Below are 15,557 nucleotides of genomic sequence, written 5' to 3' on the forward strand. Positions count from 1 at the left end.
GGCCACGGCCGCCGCGGTCAGCACGCGCTTGCCTTCCCCGCCGCCAACCGCTTTCCATTGCAGGAGTCCGACCATGTCCCTGATGTCCCCTACCCGCCGCGTGCTGCTCGCCAGCCTGGCCGCCGGCGCCCTCGCCTTCGGCGCGCTCGGCTCGTTCGCCGCGCATGCGCAGCAGAAGACCGAGCGCGTGCAGTTCGCCACCAGCGCCGGCAAGTTCACCATCGAGCTCTATCCGGACGCCGCGCCCAAGACCGTCGCCAACTTCATGGAATACGTGCGCAGTGGCTTCTACAGCGGCACGATCTTCCATCGCGTCATCAACGGCTTCATGGTGCAGGGCGGTGGCTTCGACCGCGACATGAAGCAGAAGCCCACGCGCGCGCCGATCGGGCTGGAGTCGCAGAATGGCCTGAAGAACAAGGCCGGCACCGTGGCCATGGCCCGCACCAGCGATCCGAATTCGGCTACGGCGCAGTTCTTCGTCAATGTGGTGGATAATCCTAGCCTCGACTATCCGCAGCCGGACGGACACGGCTACACCGTGTTCGGCAAGGTGGTGGAAGGCATGGACACGATCGAGCGCATCAAGCGCGCCCCCACTACCGCCTATGGCCCGATGCGCAACGTGCCGGCCAGCCCGATCCTGATCGAGTCGGCCACCATCGTTCAATAAACAGAGGAATTCCCATGTCCAAGGTTCAGCTCCAGACCAACCACGGCAACATCGTCATCGAGCTCGACGCGGAAAAGGCTCCGGCCACCGTCGAGAACTTCCTGGCGTACGTTCGCAAGGGTCACTACGACAACACCATCTTCCATCGCGTCATCAAGAACTTCATGATCCAGGGCGGCGGTTTCGAGCCGGGCATGAAGCAGAAGCCGACCGACGCCCCGATCGACAACGAGGCCGGCAACGGCCTGAAGAACGACCGCTACACGGTGGCGATGGCGCGCACCAACGCGCCGCACTCGGCCACGGCGCAGTTCTTCATCAACGTGACCGACAACGACTTCCTGAATTTCAGCTCGCCGACGCCCCAGGGCTTCGGCTACGCGGTGTTCGGCAAGGTCGTCGAGGGCACCGAGGTGGTCGACGCCATCAAGGCCGTGCGCACCGGCAGCTCGGGCTTCCACCAGGATGTGCCGCTGGAAGACGTGGTGATCCAGAAAGCCGTCGTGCTGGAATAAGGCGCCCCGTTTGCCCTTGATGCATTTGCAAGCCAAGCCGGCGGCCTACGCCGGCTTTTTCATGGCGGCACGCAACGCAAGCCTTCGCCCATGAGCGCAGGCGGAAACCCCTTGCCGGCCGACGTACCGGCCGTCCATGAGGTCCAGGTCCCCGCGCCGGCATGGTTCGTCTCGGACCTGCACCTGACGCCGGGCATGCCGCGTACGCTGGCGGCGTTCGAGCAGCTGCTCGAACGCGCCGCGCGCGAAGCGCGGACGCTCTTCATCCTCGGCGACTTCTTCGAATTCTGGGTGGGCGACGAGGAGACCGCCGCGCCCTTTCCGGCGCGCGTGGCCGCCACGCTGGCGCGGCTGTCGGCCGCCGGCGTGCACATATACCTGATGCACGGTAATCGCGATTTCCTGCTCGGCGAGCGCTTCGCGCGCGCGGCGGGCGCGACCCTGTTGCCCGATCCCACGGTAATCCGCTGCGCAGGCGAACGCGTCGTTCTGACGCATGGCGACATGCTGTGCACCGACGACGTCGGCTACATGCGTTTTCGCAACTGGACGCGCAAGCGCTGGGTGCAGCGGCTGTTCCTGGCGCTCCCGATGCCGGTGCGACTGGCGGTCGCGCGCAAGCTGCGCGGCGACAGCGAGGCCGGGCGCGCGCGCCCCGTGCCGGCGGACTATGGCGACGTCTCGCCCACCGCCGTTCGCGCCCTGCTGCGCGACACCGGCACCACCGTCATGATCCACGGCCATACGCATCGACCCGCGCGCCACGAGACCGAAACCGGGGTGCGCTGGGTGCTGACCGACTGGGACCTCGATGGTCGCAAGCCCCGAGCGGCCGCACTGCGCCTGGACGCACATGGCCTGAGCACCATCGACGCCGCCGTGCCCGACTGAAGCCAGGCTCCGCACAGTCCGGAGCGAAGCAAAAGCCGCAGCCGGATATCTCAAGCCCGGGCGGCAACCGAAAACTAGCATCGGCCGTTTTCCACGCCGGCGTTCGCCGGCTCCCGCTCCCGGAGGACGCCATGCTTCACGCCATCCATATCCACCGCCGCCCGGACATATCGCCGCTGGCACCTTTCGCTGGCCCGCCCCGCCTTGCCACGTCGCAAGTCCAGGCGCAGACCGTCATCCGGCACAGCGGTGACATCTGCGAGCGCTACCTCGGCGCATTGTCCTGGATCGAGCACGCGGAACTGGCGTCGCTGGAAGCCCGGGTCGAGTTCATCAACCGGCTGTGCGACCGCGTCGAAGAGGTGGTCATCGAGCGCGGCCGGCCGCTGACGCTGGTGTCCCTGGGCCCGGGCGGCCTGCTGACCGAAGCGCTGATACACGACCAGTTGCAGCAGGCGGGCTACACCGATATCCGCTGGCGCATCATCGACCTGAACTATATGGACGGCGGCTTCCGCGCCCCCCGCCTGGCCTTTGCACAGCGGGTCGGCGAGAAGGTGGCCGCCTTCACCACCGAACAGGCGTACCTCAACAAGGAGGTGGGAGGGGACAGGCTGGCGATGAGGGATCGGGCCGCCGGCACATCCATCATCCTCTGCATCGATCCCCCATCCTCGCCCGGCATGCTCGCGAGAATCGCGCCCGACGCCAGCGGCGGCACCGTGATCGGCGTGCGGGGCCGGGTCATGCAGGATGTCACCAAGGCCAACGCCGTGGCGCTGTACATTGGCCTGACACCGCAACAAACACAGGAAGCGTTGAGCGGGATGTACCGGCAGATCTGCTGGACGAACGGTCTGCTGCGCCTGTATATCGAGGGCGGCAACATTGCCGTGGATGCGGCCGACGGCGAGATGGGCAACGAACTGCAGCGGATGATCCGGCCGCACATCGCGCAGGTGGTCGCCAGCGTCCCGGCCGGGCAAGCCGTCGGCCTCTCGCATGCCCATCGCGCGGCCGCCTCGCTAGCCCAGGCGTTAGAATCGATCGGGGAGCCGGCAGTGCACACGTATGTGTCGGACTACGACGTCGCCTGCACCCATCTGCGCGCCCATTTCGCCGACAGTCCACGCACGGTCTTCGCCTGTCTGTCGTACAACCGCAGCTGGATCCTGGACCGCTAGGCGCGCCGGCCCTGCGGCGAGGGCTATTTCATCAGCTTGCGCAGCTCGCTCGCGTCGAAGCGGTCGTTCGGCGTGTTCTCGAGATGCTCGCCCAGCCGGTCCAGCGCCGCGAGCACGGCCTCGAGCCGTTCGTGCTGCTGGGCCGCGTTGTCGATCAGGCTTTTGAGCGCCAGCGACACCGGGTCGTCGGCATTGGGCGTGATGCCGTAGGCCGAGAATTCCTGCTTCGCGCCCTGCTGCGCCACCGGCGCGTCCGGCAGGATGATGCGGGCCGGAATGCCGACCGCCGTCGCGCCCGGCGGCACGGGCTTGAGCACCACCGCGTTGGAGCCGATGCGCGCGCCGTCGCCGATCGTGTAGCCGCCCAGCACCTTGGCCCCGGCGCTGACCACCACGCCGGCGCCCAGCGTCGGATGCCGCTTTTCCCCCTTGTAAAGCGAGGTGCCGCCCAGCGTCACGCCCTGGTAGATGGTGCAGTCGTCGCCGATCTCGGCGGTCTCGCCGATCACGACGCCCATGCCGTGGTCGATGAACACCCGGCGGCCGAGCTTGACCGCCGGATGGATCTCGATGCCGGTGAAGAAGCGCGACCAGTGCGATATCCAGCGGCCCAGCCAATGCAGGCCGCCGTTCCAGCATGCGTGGGCGATCCGGTGCAGGACGACCGCGTGCAGACCCGGATAACAGGTCAGGACCTCGATCCGGCTGCGCGCGGCGGGATCGCGGCGCATGATGGTGTCGATATCTTCCTTCAGGCGAGTGAACATCTTGGTCGTGTGATGGTGCCGGGCCGTGCGCCGCGCCGCCGTATCGACGGAATGCACGGTCGCCGGCGCGGTCGTTTGCCGGTGAAACGGATCAGGGAGTGTAAGAGATTTGCCGCCCTGCTGCTGTCAGGGCCATCGGCCGCCGCGTGCGGTGCCTCAGCGCCACGGGCGGCGGGCCGACGCGCTCAACATCGCTCGGGCACGTGCACCAGGCCGGTCATCAGCCGGCGCGCGCTGCGGCTCATCACGGCCCGCTCCATCACCCACACGCCATCGCGCTGGACGGTGACGGCGCCGACGGCGAGCGTCCCGGAGACATGGCCGATGCGCGTCTGCACGCCCTGCGCGACGGGCCCTGGCCGCAGCGCTTCGCGCACCACCGACCCTGGCAGCGTGGCGGCCACCGCGAGCGCGATCGCCCCGGTGCCGGTGAAGGCATGATGGGCCCGGCCCATCGACACGATGCGGGCCAGCACGTCGATGTCCGCGGCACGGATCTCGACGCCCGCGCTGGTGCGATACGACGCCGGCGCGGCAACCCACGCGATCTTGGGCGTGCCGGGCCGCTCCCGCGTCGCGGTGGCGGCATCGGGGGCGAGCCCCATCGCCACGGCGCCATGCGCGCGGATCGCTTCGAGCCGCACCAGCAGCGCGGCGTCACCGTTGATGCGCTCGGGCAGCTCCGTGCCATTGAGGCCGAGGTCAGCCGCGTGCACGAAGACGGTCGGGTTGCCGGCGGTCACCAGCGTCACGCGCAGCGTGCCCACGCCGGGCACGTCCAGCGTGTCGATGCAGCCGCCGGTCGGGCACAGCCGCATCGGCGAGTCGCCCGGTTCGAGGTAGTCGAGCACGATCTCGGCGCCGCCAAAGGGCACGCCATCCTCGCGGAAGTCGCCATCCTCGAGCGGATGGCCGTTGCGGCAAGGCACGTGGGCGACGATGCGCTGGCCGATGTTCTGCTGCCAGATTCGCACCGTGGTGGTCCCCTCGCGCGCCGGCACGAAGCCGCGCCAGATCGCGAACGGTCCCACCGCGGCCGACAGGTTGCCGCAGTTGCCGGACCAGTCGATCAGCGGCTCGCCGATGGCGACCGCGCCGAACAGGTAGTCCACATCGCAGTCCGGCCGCTTCGAGGCACGGATCAGCACCACCTTGCTGGTGCTCGACGTGGCCCCGCCCATGCCGTCGGTGTGCCGCGCATACGGGTCGGGCGACCCGATCACGCGCAGCAGCAGCGCGTCGCGCTCGGCGGCATCGGCTGGCAGGTCGTCGGCCAGCAGGAACACGCCCTTGCTGGTGCCGCCGCGCATGTAGTACGCCGGGATCTCCGCCATCGCCTCAGTCCTCCGCCTGCCGCGGCCGCGCGGGATCGCGCCGTCCGCCCTGCCCTGCCTGCCCCGCTTCCGCGGCCAGCGTCATGTGCTTGGCGATGCCGCGCAGGATATTGACTTCCTCGCGCTCCAGGCCGCTGCGCGCCAGCAGCCGGCGCAGGCGCGGCATCAGCTTCTTGGGATTGGCGGGATCGAGAAAGCCGATGGCTTCCAGGCCGGCCTGCAGATGGCCGAACATCGCCTCGATCTGTTCCGCCGTCGCGCTTTCCCCGGCGTAGCCGATATCGCTGGGCGCCGCCGCCCGGTCCTCCAGCAGCGCCAGCCGCAGTTCGTAGGCCACCAGCTGCACCGCCTGCGCCAGGTTCAGGGAGGCATAGGCCGGGTTGGCGGGAATATGGGTCACCACCGAGCAGCGATCGACGACGTCGTTGGGCAGACCATAGCGCTCGTTGCCGAACACGAAGGCGATGCGAGCCTCGGGCGCGGCCGCCAGGCGCGACAAGCTCTGGGCGGCGGCCTCGCGCGGCAGCATCCGCGGCGGGCCGAACTCGCGCTGGCGCGCGGTCATCGCGACCACGAAGGAGGCGCCGGTCAGCGCCGCCTCGATATCGTCCACCACCACGGCGCCGCGCAGCACATCGTCCGCACCGCTGGCCATGGCGACCGCCTCGGGGTGCTCGCGCACGGCCGGCTCGCGCGGGTCGACCAGCACCAGCGAGCCCGCCTCGGCGCCGAAGCCCATGGTCTTGATGGCGCGCGCCACGGCGCCCACGTTGCCCGGGTGGCTGGTCTGGACGAGCACGAAGCGCACACGGTCGAACAGCGGTGGCGGGCTGGGGGAGGCGGGGGTCTGGCTCGTGTCCATTGCCGGGTTCATATACAATTCAGGCTTCATTTTGTCGTGCCGGTCGCCGCGGATATGCCGCGGCCGCATGCAGCGCCGCTGTCCCAGCCGCCCCGCATGCCCTTCCGGGGCCGATCGCCGGCACGCCCGTTCTTCTACAATCCGTTGTGTTGTTCGCCGCCAGCGCGCGCATATTGCATGCCGCATGAGTCTGGCCGGCGTGGAGAGATTCATGCATCCGATGCTCAATATCGCCATCAAGGCCGCCCGCAAGGCTGGCTCCGTCATCAATCGCGCCTCGATGGACGTCGAGCTCCTGCGCGTCACCCGCAAGCAACACAACGATTTCGTCACCGAAGTGGATCGCGCCGCCGAGGCCGCGGTCATCGAGATCATCCGCACGGCCTACCCCGAGCACGGCATTCTAGCGGAAGAGTCCGGCCAGTCCTGGCCCGAGGGCGAGGAAAGTCCCGAATTCGTCTGGGTCATCGACCCGCTGGACGGCACCACCAACTTCATCCACGGCTTTCCGCAATACTGCGTCTCCATCGCCCAGATGCACAAGGGCACGCCGGTGCAGGCCGTGGTCTACGATCCGACGCGCGACGAGCTGTTCACCGCCAGCAAGGGCGCGGGCGCGTTCCTGAACAACCGCCGCATCCGCGTGAGCCGCCGCGACCGGCTGGCCGACTGCCTGATCGGCACCGGCTTCCCTTACCGCGACCTCGAGGGCCTGGCCGAATACACCGAACTGTTCACCACGATCACCCAGAACTGCGCCGGCCTGCGCCGTCCGGGCGCCGCCGCGCTGGATCTGGCCTATGTGGCCTGCGGCCGCTTCGACGCCTTCTTCGAGCAGGGCCTGAAGCCGTGGGACATGGCCGCCGGCATGCTGCTGATCACCGAAGCGGGCGGCCTCGTGGGCAACTACTGCGGCGAAGCCCGCCAACTGGAACAGGGCGAGGTGCTGGCCGGCAATCCGAAGGCCTTCGCGCAGATGGTGCGGCTGCTGACGCCGTTCTCGAAGGACAGCCGCCAGGACGCGAGCTGAGCGTCGGGACTGCGGACGCCGCCCGGCGCCCGCAGTAGAATGCCGGTTTGCCCGCGCCGCAAGGTGCCGGCCTGGCCTCGCATCTTGACGGCCGGGACCACCGGCAGCCCGCCGCTTGCGCCCCAGGCAGCTTGAGAGGATTGCATGTCCGCAGAACTCCCACAGACCGTACTTGCCGGCGCCCCGCCGGAGAAGCACACGCCGATGATGCAGCAGTACCTGCGCATCAAGGCGGACCACCCCGACACCCTGCTGTTCTATCGCATGGGAGACTTCTACGAGCTCTTCCATGACGACGCCGAGAAGGCCGCGCGCCTGCTCGACATCACGCTGACCGCGCGCGGCGCGTCCAATGGCGTGCCGATCCGCATGGCCGGCATTCCCTTCCATTCGGTCGACCAGTACCTGGCCCGCCTCGTCAAGCTGGGCGAATCCGTGGCGATCTGCGAGCAGATCGGCGATCCGGCTGCCAGCAAGGGCCCGGTCGAGCGCAAGGTCGTGCGCATCGTCACGCCGGGCACGCTGACCGATTCCGCGCTGCTGCCGGACAAGGCCGATACCTACCTGATGGCCGTGCACCGGCAGACCACGCGGCGCGGCGTCGGCAAGACCGGCCTTGCGTGGCTGAACCTGGCCAGCGGCGAACTGCGGCTGATGGAGTGCGAGGGCGCGCAACTGGCGCGCGAGCTCGAACGCATCCGCCCGGCCGAGCTGCTGCACGCGGACGGCATGGACCTGCCCGCGGCAGCGTGCGCGCGCACCCGCCTGCCGGAATGGCACTTCGACCAGGATGCCGGCGCGCGCCGCCTGCGCGAGCAGCTCGGCGTGGCGAGCCTCGATCCGTTCGGCTGCCGCCCGCTGGGCGCGGCGCTTGGCGCCGCAGGGGCGCTGCTGAACTACGCGGCCACCACGCAGGGCCAGTCGCTGCGGCACGTGCAGGGCCTGACGGTCGAACACGAGTCCGAGTTCGTCGGCCTGGACATGGCCACGCGCCGCAACCTGGAACTGACCGAGACGCTGCGCGGCGGGGAATCTCCCACGCTGTTCTCGCTGCTCGATACCTGCGCCACCGCGATGGGCAGCCGGCTGCTGCGCCACTGGCTGCACCATCCGCTGCGCGACCGCGCGATTCCGCAGGCGCGCCAGCAGGCCATCGGCGCGCTGATCGCGCAGGGCACCAGCGAACTGCGCACGAAGCTCCGCCGGCTGGCCGATGTCGAGCGCATCACCGCGCGCCTGGCGCTGCTCAGCGCCCGTCCGCGCGACCTGTCCTCGCTGCGCGATACGCTGCAGGCCCTGCCCGACGTGCAGGGCTGCCTGCGGCCGGACGATGCCGCGCCGCTGCTAGCGCAGACCCTGGGCGAACTGGCCATTCCGGCGGAATGCGCAGCGCTGCTGGCGCGCGCGGTGATGGCCGAGCCCGCCGCGGCGCTGCGCGATGGCGGCGTCATCGCCCGCGGCTTCGATGCCGCGCTGGATGAACTGCGCGATATCTCGGAAAACTGCGGCCAGTTCCTGATCGATCTGGAAACGCGCGAGCGCGGCCGCACCGGCATCGCCAACCTGCGCGTCGAATACAACCGAGTGCACGGCTTCTATATCGAGGTGACTAACGGCCAGGCCGACAAGGTCCCCGAGGACTATCGGCGCCGCCAGACGCTGAAGAACGCCGAGCGCTATATCACGCCGGAGCTGAAGGCGTTCGAGGACAAGGCGCTGTCCGCGCAGGACCGGGCGCTGGCGCGCGAGAAGCAACTCTACGAGGAACTGCTGCAGCAGCTGCTGCCGCATATCGGCGAGCTGCGGCGCGTGGCCGGCGCGCTGGCGCGGCTGGACGTGCTGGCCGCGCTCGCCGAACGCGCGCAGACGCTGGACTGGACCCAGCCCGAGCGCGTGGACGAGAACGTCGTCGACATCGTGCAGGGGCGCCATCCCGTGGTCGAAGGCCAGCTGGCCGCCGATTCAACGCCGTTCATCGCGAACGACTGCCTGCTGAACGAAGCGCGCAAGCTGCTGCTGATCACCGGCCCCAACATGGGCGGTAAATCGACGTTCATGCGCCAGACCGCGCTGATCGTGCTGCTAGCCTGCGTCGGCGCCTATGTGCCGGCACGGCGGGCCGTGATCGGCCCCATCGATCGCATCTTCACGCGTATCGGCGCGGCGGACGACCTGGCCGGCGGCCGCTCCACCTTCATGGTGGAAATGACGGAGGCAGCCGGCATCCTGCACAACGCCACGCCGTCCAGCCTGGTGCTGATGGACGAGATCGGCCGCGGCACCTCGACCTTCGACGGCCTCGCGCTGGCGTGGGCCATCGCGCGCCATCTGCTCGCGCACAACCGCAGCCACACGCTGTTCGCCACGCACTACTTCGAACTGACGCAGTTGCCGCAGGAGTTCACGCAGGCGGCCAACGTGCATCTGTCCGCGGTCGAGCACGGGGACGGCATCGTCTTCCTGCACGCCGTCCAGGATGGCCCGGCGAGCCAGAGCTACGGCCTGCAGGTGGCGCAACTGGCGGGGGTGCCGCAGCCGGTGATCCGCGCCGCGCGCAAGCATCTGGCGTGGCTGGAACAGCAATCGGCCGAGGCGACCCCGACGCCGCAGCTGGACCTGTTCGCTGCACCATCCGTGCCCTGCGACGACGAAGACACGCCCGCGGCCGACGGAGCGAGCCGGGAACACGCCGCGCTGCTCGAGGCCATGGGTGAGCTGGATCCGGACAGCCTGACGCCGCGCGAGGCGCTGGATGCCCTCTATCGGCTGAAGGCCCTGGCCGGGGACGCCAGTCGCACGGCATGAGCCCCACGCGCCGCACCCGCCTGTCGCGCCTCGCGGGCCTGCTATGCGCGGTCGCGTTCGCGGTCGGCGCGGCGCGGCCGGACGAGGCGCAGGCGACCGCCCGCGACAAGGCGCGCCCGGGACCGCGGCCGGTGCGCATCGCACTGATTGCCGACATCCCCCAATGGCCGGATGCGGAAGCCCGCACCACCCGCCTGCTGGAACTCTTCGCGGAACGCAAGCTGTCGTTCGTGATCCATGCCGGCGGCATCAAGGGCGATACGGAGTCTTGCGCCGACGCCGTGCTGAGCGCGCGCTTCCGCCTGCTGGACCAGTCGCCGCTGGCGCTGGTCTACGTGCCGGGCGAGCCGGACTGGGCGGAATGCCAGCACCCCGTCAACGGCAGCTTCGACGATGTCGAAAGGCTCAACAGGCTGCGCGAACTGTTCTACGCGGACGACGACGCGCTGGGCCAGCGGCAACTGGCGCTGACGCGGCAGTCGGACCAGGCCACCTTTCGCGCCTATCGCGAACACGCGCGCTGGGTCGCGGCCGACGCGCTGCTGGTGACCATCAATCTGCCGGGCAACAACAACAACTACCGCAAGGAGGGCGGCCGCAACGGCGAGTTCGAGGACCGGCGCGAGGCGATCCGCCAATGGCTCTCGCGCGCCTTCTCGCTGGCCAGGCAACAGGGCCTGTCGGCCATCGTGCTGATCGCGCACGGCGACCCGCAATTCGGCAACGGCTGGGAGCAGCGCGGCAAACCGACGTTGCTGGACGGCTTCATGCGGCGGGGCACGCGGGACGGCTACCTGGAATTCAAGCGCCAGCTGCGCGAGCTGGCCAGCCGCTATCGCGGCCAGGTGCTGGTGGTCCACACCAGCCTGGGCGGCTTCGGCATCGACACGCCGCTGCGCGATGCCAACGGCAAGGTGCTGCGCAACGTGACGCGCGTGGCCCTGCCCGTCGGCTCGGCGAGCCAGTGGACCGAGCTGGTGATCACGCCCGACGCGTCGTCCCCGTTCACCGTCACGCTCAAGGACGGACCCCCACCCGATTGACGGCGCCGCGAGCCATGAAAAAAGCCGGCATGTTTCGATGCCGGCTTTTTGTCTTTCATGATGCGAGAAACGATCAGTGCAGCGTGTGCTTGCCGTCGTCCTCGTCCTCGTCGACCACCTCGATGCCCGAGGCGCCGTGCGCGTGGCCGTGTTCGACCTCGTCGGCCGTGGCCTCGCGCACTTCCGAGACCTTCAGCCAGAACCGCAGCGCCATGCCGGCGAGCGGGTGGTTGCCGTCCAGCACCACCTTGTCCTCGGCCACATCGGTCACGGTATAGACGATGGAGTCTTCCTCGTCGCCGTCCTCCGGCACGCCTTCGAACTGCATGCCGACTTCGAGCGGCTCGGGAAAGCGGTTGCGCGGCTCGACCTTGACCAGCTCCGCATCGTAGTCGCCAAAGGCATCGTCCGGTTCGAGCTGCAACTGCGTTTCGAACCCTGCGGCATGCCCGTCGAGCGCTTCCTCGATTTTGGGGAACGTGCCATCATAGCCGCCGTGCAAATAGACCATCGGCTGATCCGATTCCTCGAGCAGATTGCCTTGCGCATCCGAGAGCTTGTACACCACGGACACGACCGTGTTCTTAGCGATTTTCAATTCTTCACTCCATGAACGATTCCGCATTATACGCGCAGGCATTACCTCCTGGCCCCGTCGACCCCGACACGCCACTGCAACTGCTGGGAGGCATGACGCCGGCCGAGTTCATGCGGGACATCTGGCATCAGAAGCCCCTGCTGATTCGACAGGCGATTCCGGGAATTGTGCCCCCAGTAACCCGCGAAGCGCTTTTCGAGCTGGCCGACCGCGACGAAGTGGAATCCCGCCTGATCACCTACTTCCGCAACCGCTGGAAGCTGGAGCAAGGCCCGTTCGCACCGGACAACCTGCCGACACGCAAAACCCGTCAGTGGACCCTCCTTGTCCAGGGTGTGAATCTGCACAATAGCGCAGCGGCCGAGCTGATGGGACAGTTTCGCTTCGTGCCGGATGCCCGGCTCGACGATGTCATGATCAGCTATGCCACCGATGGCGGCGGTGTGGGACCGCACTTCGATTCCTACGATGTGTTCCTGCTGCAAGTGTCCGGCAGGCGCCGCTGGCGGATTTCCGCGCAGGCCGATCTGGAAATTTTGCCAAACCTCCCTTTGAAAATACTCGCCGATTTCAAAGCCGAGGACGAATGGGTCCTCGAACCAGGCGACATGCTGTACCTGCCACCCCAGTACGCCCACGACGGCGTGGCCGACGGCGAGTGCATGACCTGCTCGATCGGCTTCCGCGCCCCCGCCTACCGCGAGCTGGCCGGCCATTTCCTCGCCTGGCTGTCCGAAACGGTGGAGGACAACGAAGCGCTCTCCGGCCGCTACGCCGACCCGGGCGAGCCCGCCACGGCACGTCCCGCGCAGCTTCCGGCCGGCATGGCGCGCGCCGTCTCGGAACGGTTGCAGGCGCTGCGCTGGTCCAACGCCATGGTTTCCGAGTTTATCGGCACGCATCTGTCCGAACCTAAGCCCGGCGTCGAGTTTGCGACCCCCGCGGAAATCCCGTTGCGCAAATATGGCAGCCTCGCCCGCTCGCTTGGCATTGTGCTTGCTCCGGGTTCGATTGCGCTCTATGACCGCACGCATTTCTTCATCAACGGCGAAGCTTATGAACCACCGCCGGAACTGGCCCGCTGGCTACGCCGCCTGGCGGACCGGCGCCAGCTGACGGCCGCCGAAGTGGGGGAATGCGCCGACCTGCCGGACATGATGGAGACCTTGCATCATTGGACGCTGGAAGGGTGGTTGCAGCTCGCTCCGCAGTCGCACTGTAATAATGCGTAACAGTGGCATCTACATTTCTTCGTGCTACACAAGCCGGGGAAACGCGGATATAATCGCTGGCTGGCTAGTACTGTGTACCGTCGCATTATGGGAACCGGGAGAGCCATTATTGAGCAGTACACGAGCGATAATTACCGGTAATTATTTCATCGCCTGTTTTCTCGTTTATTACAAGTTAAAGGACGAACAATGAAGAAATCTCTCCTGATCGCATCCCTGCTGGCTGCCGTTGCTGTCGCTGCTTGCGGCAAGAAAGAAGAAGCTGCCACCCCGGCAGCCGACTCGGCAGCTCCCGCTGCTGTGGCGCCGACGACCCCGTCGACCGACGCTTCGGCTCCCGCAGCTGGCTCGATCGCTCCGTCGACCGACGCAGCTTCGGCTCCCGCAGCTGACACGACCGCTCCCGCTGCCGACGCTTCGGCACCCGGCGCAAAGCAGTAATCGGTTCACTCCGATAAAAAAGCCGACCTTCGGGTCGGCTTTTTTGTTTTCTCCATTCGCCTTACCGCGGCGGGCGCGTGCGGTCAGCCCTTGACCGCCTGCCAGTCGAGACCTTCGTGCTGGTCCGCCACCAGGATATGGTCCGGCGTGGTGGCCAGCACGGCCGCCAGCGCGCCCGTGGCCAACGCGCGCGTATTGTTCTGCTGGCTCAGATGCGCGGCCACTACCCGGCCCAGCTTCGGATGGGCGAGTTGCGACAGGATCGAGGCCGCGATTTCGTTGGCGAGGTGGCCGAAGTCGCCGCCGATGCGCCGTTTCAGCGACGGCGGATAGATGGAGTTGCGCAGCATTTCCCGGTCGTGGTTGCACTCCAGGACCAGCGCGTCGACGCCTGCGAGGCGGTTCACCAGATACGGGGTTTCCATGCCGGCGTCGGTCAGCACGCCCAGCCGCGCATCGCCATCCGACAGCACGAACTGCAGCGGCTCGCGGGCGTCGTGGGGAACGGTATAGGGAAGGATGTCGAGGTTGCCGATGGCGAAGGCATAGTCCGCGCCGATCACCCGGATATCCGCCTTGTCCGACCCGCGCAGATGGGACGTCGCGAGCCAGGTCCCATGGCTGGTATAGACCGGGAGCCCATGCCGGGCGGCAAAGGCGTAGGCCGAGCCGACGTGGTCGCTGTGCTCGTGCGTGACGAGCAGGCCGTCCAGTTGCTCCGGCGTGACACCGAGGCGCTCCAGCCGGCGCGCGGTCTCCCGGATGCCGAAGCCACAATCGAGCAGCACGCGCGTGGTACTCGTGCCGTCGTGCGCCTCGATCAGCAGCGAGTTGCCCTCGCTGCCGCTGCCGAGAAAGGCGAAACGCATCATGCGCGCCGCCCTTCCCTTGCGGTCCGACCAGGCGGCGCGGTCCGCGCCGCCTGCGACACCGCTGTCACCGCGCCGTTCAATGCAGTTGCTCGTCGAGCAGCGACAGGATGCGCTTGCCGACTTCGGTGCTTTCCGGCTGGCCGGCGTCGTTCAGCACCGTCACGGTGGTGCCCGAGCCGTCGCCCTTCAGCGAGACGCGGTACTTCTTGGCGCGCTTGGCATCGTCGCCGCCGGTCTTGGTGAACAGCTTGGAGAAGAAGCCGCGGTCGTCCACGGTATCGCGCGTGTCGACATAGCGGACGTAGTACAGGCCCTGGGCGCGGTCGCGGTCTTCCACCGTGAAGTTAACCCGGTCCAGCGCCAGACCGACCGTGCGCCACGCGCGGTCGAACGGCTCGGGGAGCTGCAGGGCCTGGGTACCGTTGACCTGCGTCAGGTAGCTGGCGTTCGCAGCGGCGCCCCCAGCCGCGGGGGCGGCCGCAGCGGCGGCGGCAGGCGCGGCGGCCGGGCTCTTGGCCATGCGGTCAGCCTGCTCCTTCTGCACGCCCATGCGCTGCGCCAGGCGCGAGAGGAATTCCGCCTCGAGCTCAGGGTCCGCCGGGCGGGGCGTCCATACGGTGCTGGACTTGTCCAGCCCGGTCAGCTGTTCCTGCGCGCCGCGGTGGCTGATGAAGACTTCCAGCGTGCCGTTCTGGCCGCGCTCCACGCGCGTGCGGAACTTGTCGCGCTCGGACGTGGAATACAGGCTGTCGAACACCTTGCCGATGGTATTGCGGATGAAGTCCTGCGGAATCTTCGCGCGGTTCTCGGCCCAGTCGGTTTCCATGATGCCGGTCTCGGGCGAATCCTGCGTCAGCAGGAAGCCGTTCTCCTGCCAGAACTCGCGCAGCGTTTGCCACAGTTGTTCCGGGCTGGTGCCGTTGGTGATGACCAGCCAGCGCTGGTTGCCGTCGCGCGCCATGCGCACGCCTTCGGCGGAAGGCAGCACGTTGGTGCCCGTGCCGGCCTGCGGGTTCGCGGCCTTGGTGGCCTGCGTGTAGCCCGACAGCGTCGACGTGCCGTTCTGGTCGGGCACGGAATAGCGGCGATCGCCTTCGAGCTTGGTGAGGTCCGGCGGTACTTCCAGCGTCGAGGTCCGCTTGGCGGCGGACTTGTAGTCGATCTTGTCGGCCTGCATCATGTCGCTGACGCTGCTGCAGCCGGAGATCAGAGCCGCGGCCACGATGGGCAAGGCCAGGGCAGCACGGCGCAGTTGCGTCGCGCCGTGACGGTTAAGCTTGAGTTTCATTGACACGCAATCCTAGTTGATG

Annotated in this window: 15 protein-coding genes; 9 read left to right on the forward strand and 6 right to left on the reverse strand. The window is 68.0% G+C overall.

Translation table 11 applies throughout. From position 1 onward, the window contains the following. Positions 1–82 precede the first annotated feature (82 nt). The 4 genes from LDO27_RS10250 to LDO27_RS10265 all read left to right on the forward strand — a co-directional run bounded on the left by LDO27_RS10250 (position 83) and on the right by LDO27_RS10265 (position 3,263). Complete coding sequence (locus LDO27_RS10250; RefSeq protein WP_222202282.1) at positions 83–673, forward strand: peptidylprolyl isomerase; 591 nt, start codon at positions 83–85, stop codon at positions 671–673. 14 nt (positions 674–687) lie between these two features. After that, positions 688–1,188, forward strand: coding sequence for a peptidylprolyl isomerase (locus tag LDO27_RS10255; protein WP_222201341.1), 501 nt, complete (start codon positions 688–690; stop codon positions 1,186–1,188). Between the two features lie 90 nt (positions 1,189–1,278). Further along, positions 1,279–2,079, forward strand: a complete 801-nt coding sequence (locus tag LDO27_RS10260) for a UDP-2,3-diacylglucosamine diphosphatase (protein ID WP_224041553.1) — start codon at positions 1,279–1,281, stop codon at positions 2,077–2,079. A 131-nt stretch (positions 2,080–2,210) separates the two neighbouring features. Then, entirely contained in the window at positions 2,211–3,263 is a 1,053-nt protein-coding gene (locus tag LDO27_RS10265; RefSeq protein ID WP_224041555.1) for a hypothetical protein, read from the forward strand. 23 nt (positions 3,264–3,286) lie between these two features. Here the strand turns inward: LDO27_RS10265 and cysE are convergent, their stop codons facing one another. The 3 genes from cysE to LDO27_RS10280 all read right to left on the reverse strand — a co-directional run bounded on the left by cysE (position 3,287) and on the right by LDO27_RS10280 (position 6,256). Then, positions 3,287–4,030 carry a serine O-acetyltransferase gene (gene cysE / locus LDO27_RS10270; protein ID WP_222201344.1) on the reverse strand — a complete coding sequence of 248 codons (744 nt, stop codon included), beginning with the start codon at positions 4,028–4,030 and terminating at the stop codon, positions 3,287–3,289. Between the two features lie 185 nt (positions 4,031–4,215). Next, positions 4,216–5,364: a 2-methylaconitate cis-trans isomerase PrpF gene (prpF, locus tag LDO27_RS10275; protein ID WP_224041557.1), complete on the reverse strand. Its 1,149-nt coding sequence runs from the start codon at positions 5,362–5,364 to the stop codon at positions 4,216–4,218. Between the two features lie 4 nt (positions 5,365–5,368). Then, entirely contained in the window at positions 5,369–6,256 is an 888-nt protein-coding gene (locus LDO27_RS10280) for an RNA methyltransferase (protein ID WP_377747050.1), read from the reverse strand. 181 nt (positions 6,257–6,437) lie between these two features. Between LDO27_RS10280 and LDO27_RS10285 the strand changes: the two genes are divergently transcribed. The 3 genes from LDO27_RS10285 (at position 6,438) to LDO27_RS10295 (ending at position 11,104) form a co-directional block, all read left to right on the forward strand. Then, a complete protein-coding gene (locus LDO27_RS10285) occupies positions 6,438–7,256 on the forward strand; it encodes an inositol monophosphatase family protein (protein WP_224041559.1) in 819 nt (272 codons plus the stop codon). Between the two features lie 144 nt (positions 7,257–7,400). Continuing rightward, complete coding sequence (mutS, locus tag LDO27_RS10290; protein ID WP_407647368.1) at positions 7,401–10,061, forward strand: DNA mismatch repair protein MutS; 2,661 nt, start codon at positions 7,401–7,403, stop codon at positions 10,059–10,061. Continuing rightward, entirely contained in the window at positions 10,058–11,104 is a 1,047-nt protein-coding gene (locus LDO27_RS10295) for a hypothetical protein (protein ID WP_224041561.1), read from the forward strand. Before mutS ends, LDO27_RS10295 begins: the two co-directional genes overlap by 4 nt. A gap of 73 nt (positions 11,105–11,177) precedes the next feature. On the opposite strand, the gene LDO27_RS10300 is transcribed toward LDO27_RS10295, so the two are convergent. After that, entirely contained in the window at positions 11,178–11,702 is a 525-nt protein-coding gene (locus tag LDO27_RS10300; protein ID WP_222201348.1) for an FKBP-type peptidyl-prolyl cis-trans isomerase, read from the reverse strand. Between the two features lie 11 nt (positions 11,703–11,713). Between LDO27_RS10300 and LDO27_RS10305 the strand changes: the two genes are divergently transcribed. Next, on the forward strand, positions 11,714–12,934 hold the full coding sequence (locus LDO27_RS10305; RefSeq protein WP_224041563.1) for a ribosomal protein uL16 3-hydroxylase: 1,221 nt from the start codon (positions 11,714–11,716) through the stop codon (positions 12,932–12,934). 189 nt (positions 12,935–13,123) lie between these two features. Then, positions 13,124–13,375 carry a hypothetical protein gene (locus LDO27_RS10310; protein WP_224041565.1) on the forward strand — a complete coding sequence of 84 codons (252 nt, stop codon included), beginning with the start codon at positions 13,124–13,126 and terminating at the stop codon, positions 13,373–13,375. An 83-nt stretch (positions 13,376–13,458) separates the two neighbouring features. On the opposite strand, the gene LDO27_RS10315 is transcribed toward LDO27_RS10310, so the two are convergent. After that, positions 13,459–14,247, reverse strand: a complete 789-nt coding sequence (locus LDO27_RS10315; RefSeq protein WP_224041568.1) for an MBL fold metallo-hydrolase — start codon at positions 14,245–14,247, stop codon at positions 13,459–13,461. 76 nt (positions 14,248–14,323) lie between these two features. Beyond that, entirely contained in the window at positions 14,324–15,535 is a 1,212-nt protein-coding gene (gene bamC / locus LDO27_RS10320) for an outer membrane protein assembly factor BamC (RefSeq protein WP_222201351.1), read from the reverse strand. Positions 15,536–15,557: the final 22 nt, after the last annotated feature.

Source organism: Cupriavidus respiraculi (assembly GCF_914271545.1).
Classification (GTDB): Bacteria; Pseudomonadota; Gammaproteobacteria; order Burkholderiales; family Burkholderiaceae; genus Cupriavidus; species Cupriavidus respiraculi.

Bases quoted from the DNA above. Each gene is read 5' to 3' on its own strand.
- LDO27_RS10250 (WP_222202282.1), top strand. From the start codon at position 83: ATGTCCCCTACCCGCCGCGTGCTGCTCGCCAGCCTGGCCGCCGGCGCC.
- LDO27_RS10255 (WP_222201341.1), top strand. From the start codon at position 688: ATGTCCAAGGTTCAGCTCCAGACCAACCACGGCAACATCGTCATCGAG.
- LDO27_RS10260 (WP_224041553.1), top strand. From the start codon at position 1,279: ATGAGCGCAGGCGGAAACCCCTTGCCGGCCGACGTACCGGCCGTCCAT.
- LDO27_RS10265 (WP_224041555.1), top strand. From the start codon at position 2,211: ATGCTTCACGCCATCCATATCCACCGCCGCCCGGACATATCGCCGCTG.
- cysE (WP_222201344.1), bottom strand. From the start codon at position 4,030: ATGTTCACTCGCCTGAAGGAAGATATCGACACCATCATGCGCCGCGAT.
- prpF (WP_224041557.1), bottom strand. From the start codon at position 5,364: ATGGCGGAGATCCCGGCGTACTACATGCGCGGCGGCACCAGCAAGGGC.
- LDO27_RS10280 (WP_377747050.1), bottom strand. From the start codon at position 6,256: ATGAAGCCTGAATTGTATATGAACCCGGCAATGGACACGAGCCAGACC.
- LDO27_RS10285 (WP_224041559.1), top strand. From the start codon at position 6,438: ATGCATCCGATGCTCAATATCGCCATCAAGGCCGCCCGCAAGGCTGGC.
- mutS (WP_407647368.1), top strand. From the start codon at position 7,401: ATGTCCGCAGAACTCCCACAGACCGTACTTGCCGGCGCCCCGCCGGAG.
- LDO27_RS10295 (WP_224041561.1), top strand. From the start codon at position 10,058: ATGAGCCCCACGCGCCGCACCCGCCTGTCGCGCCTCGCGGGCCTGCTA.
- LDO27_RS10305 (WP_224041563.1), top strand. From the start codon at position 11,714: ATGAACGATTCCGCATTATACGCGCAGGCATTACCTCCTGGCCCCGTC.
- LDO27_RS10310 (WP_224041565.1), top strand. From the start codon at position 13,124: ATGAAGAAATCTCTCCTGATCGCATCCCTGCTGGCTGCCGTTGCTGTC.
- LDO27_RS10315 (WP_224041568.1), bottom strand. From the start codon at position 14,247: ATGATGCGTTTCGCCTTTCTCGGCAGCGGCAGCGAGGGCAACTCGCTG.
- bamC (WP_222201351.1), bottom strand. From the start codon at position 15,535: ATGAAACTCAAGCTTAACCGTCACGGCGCGACGCAACTGCGCCGTGCT.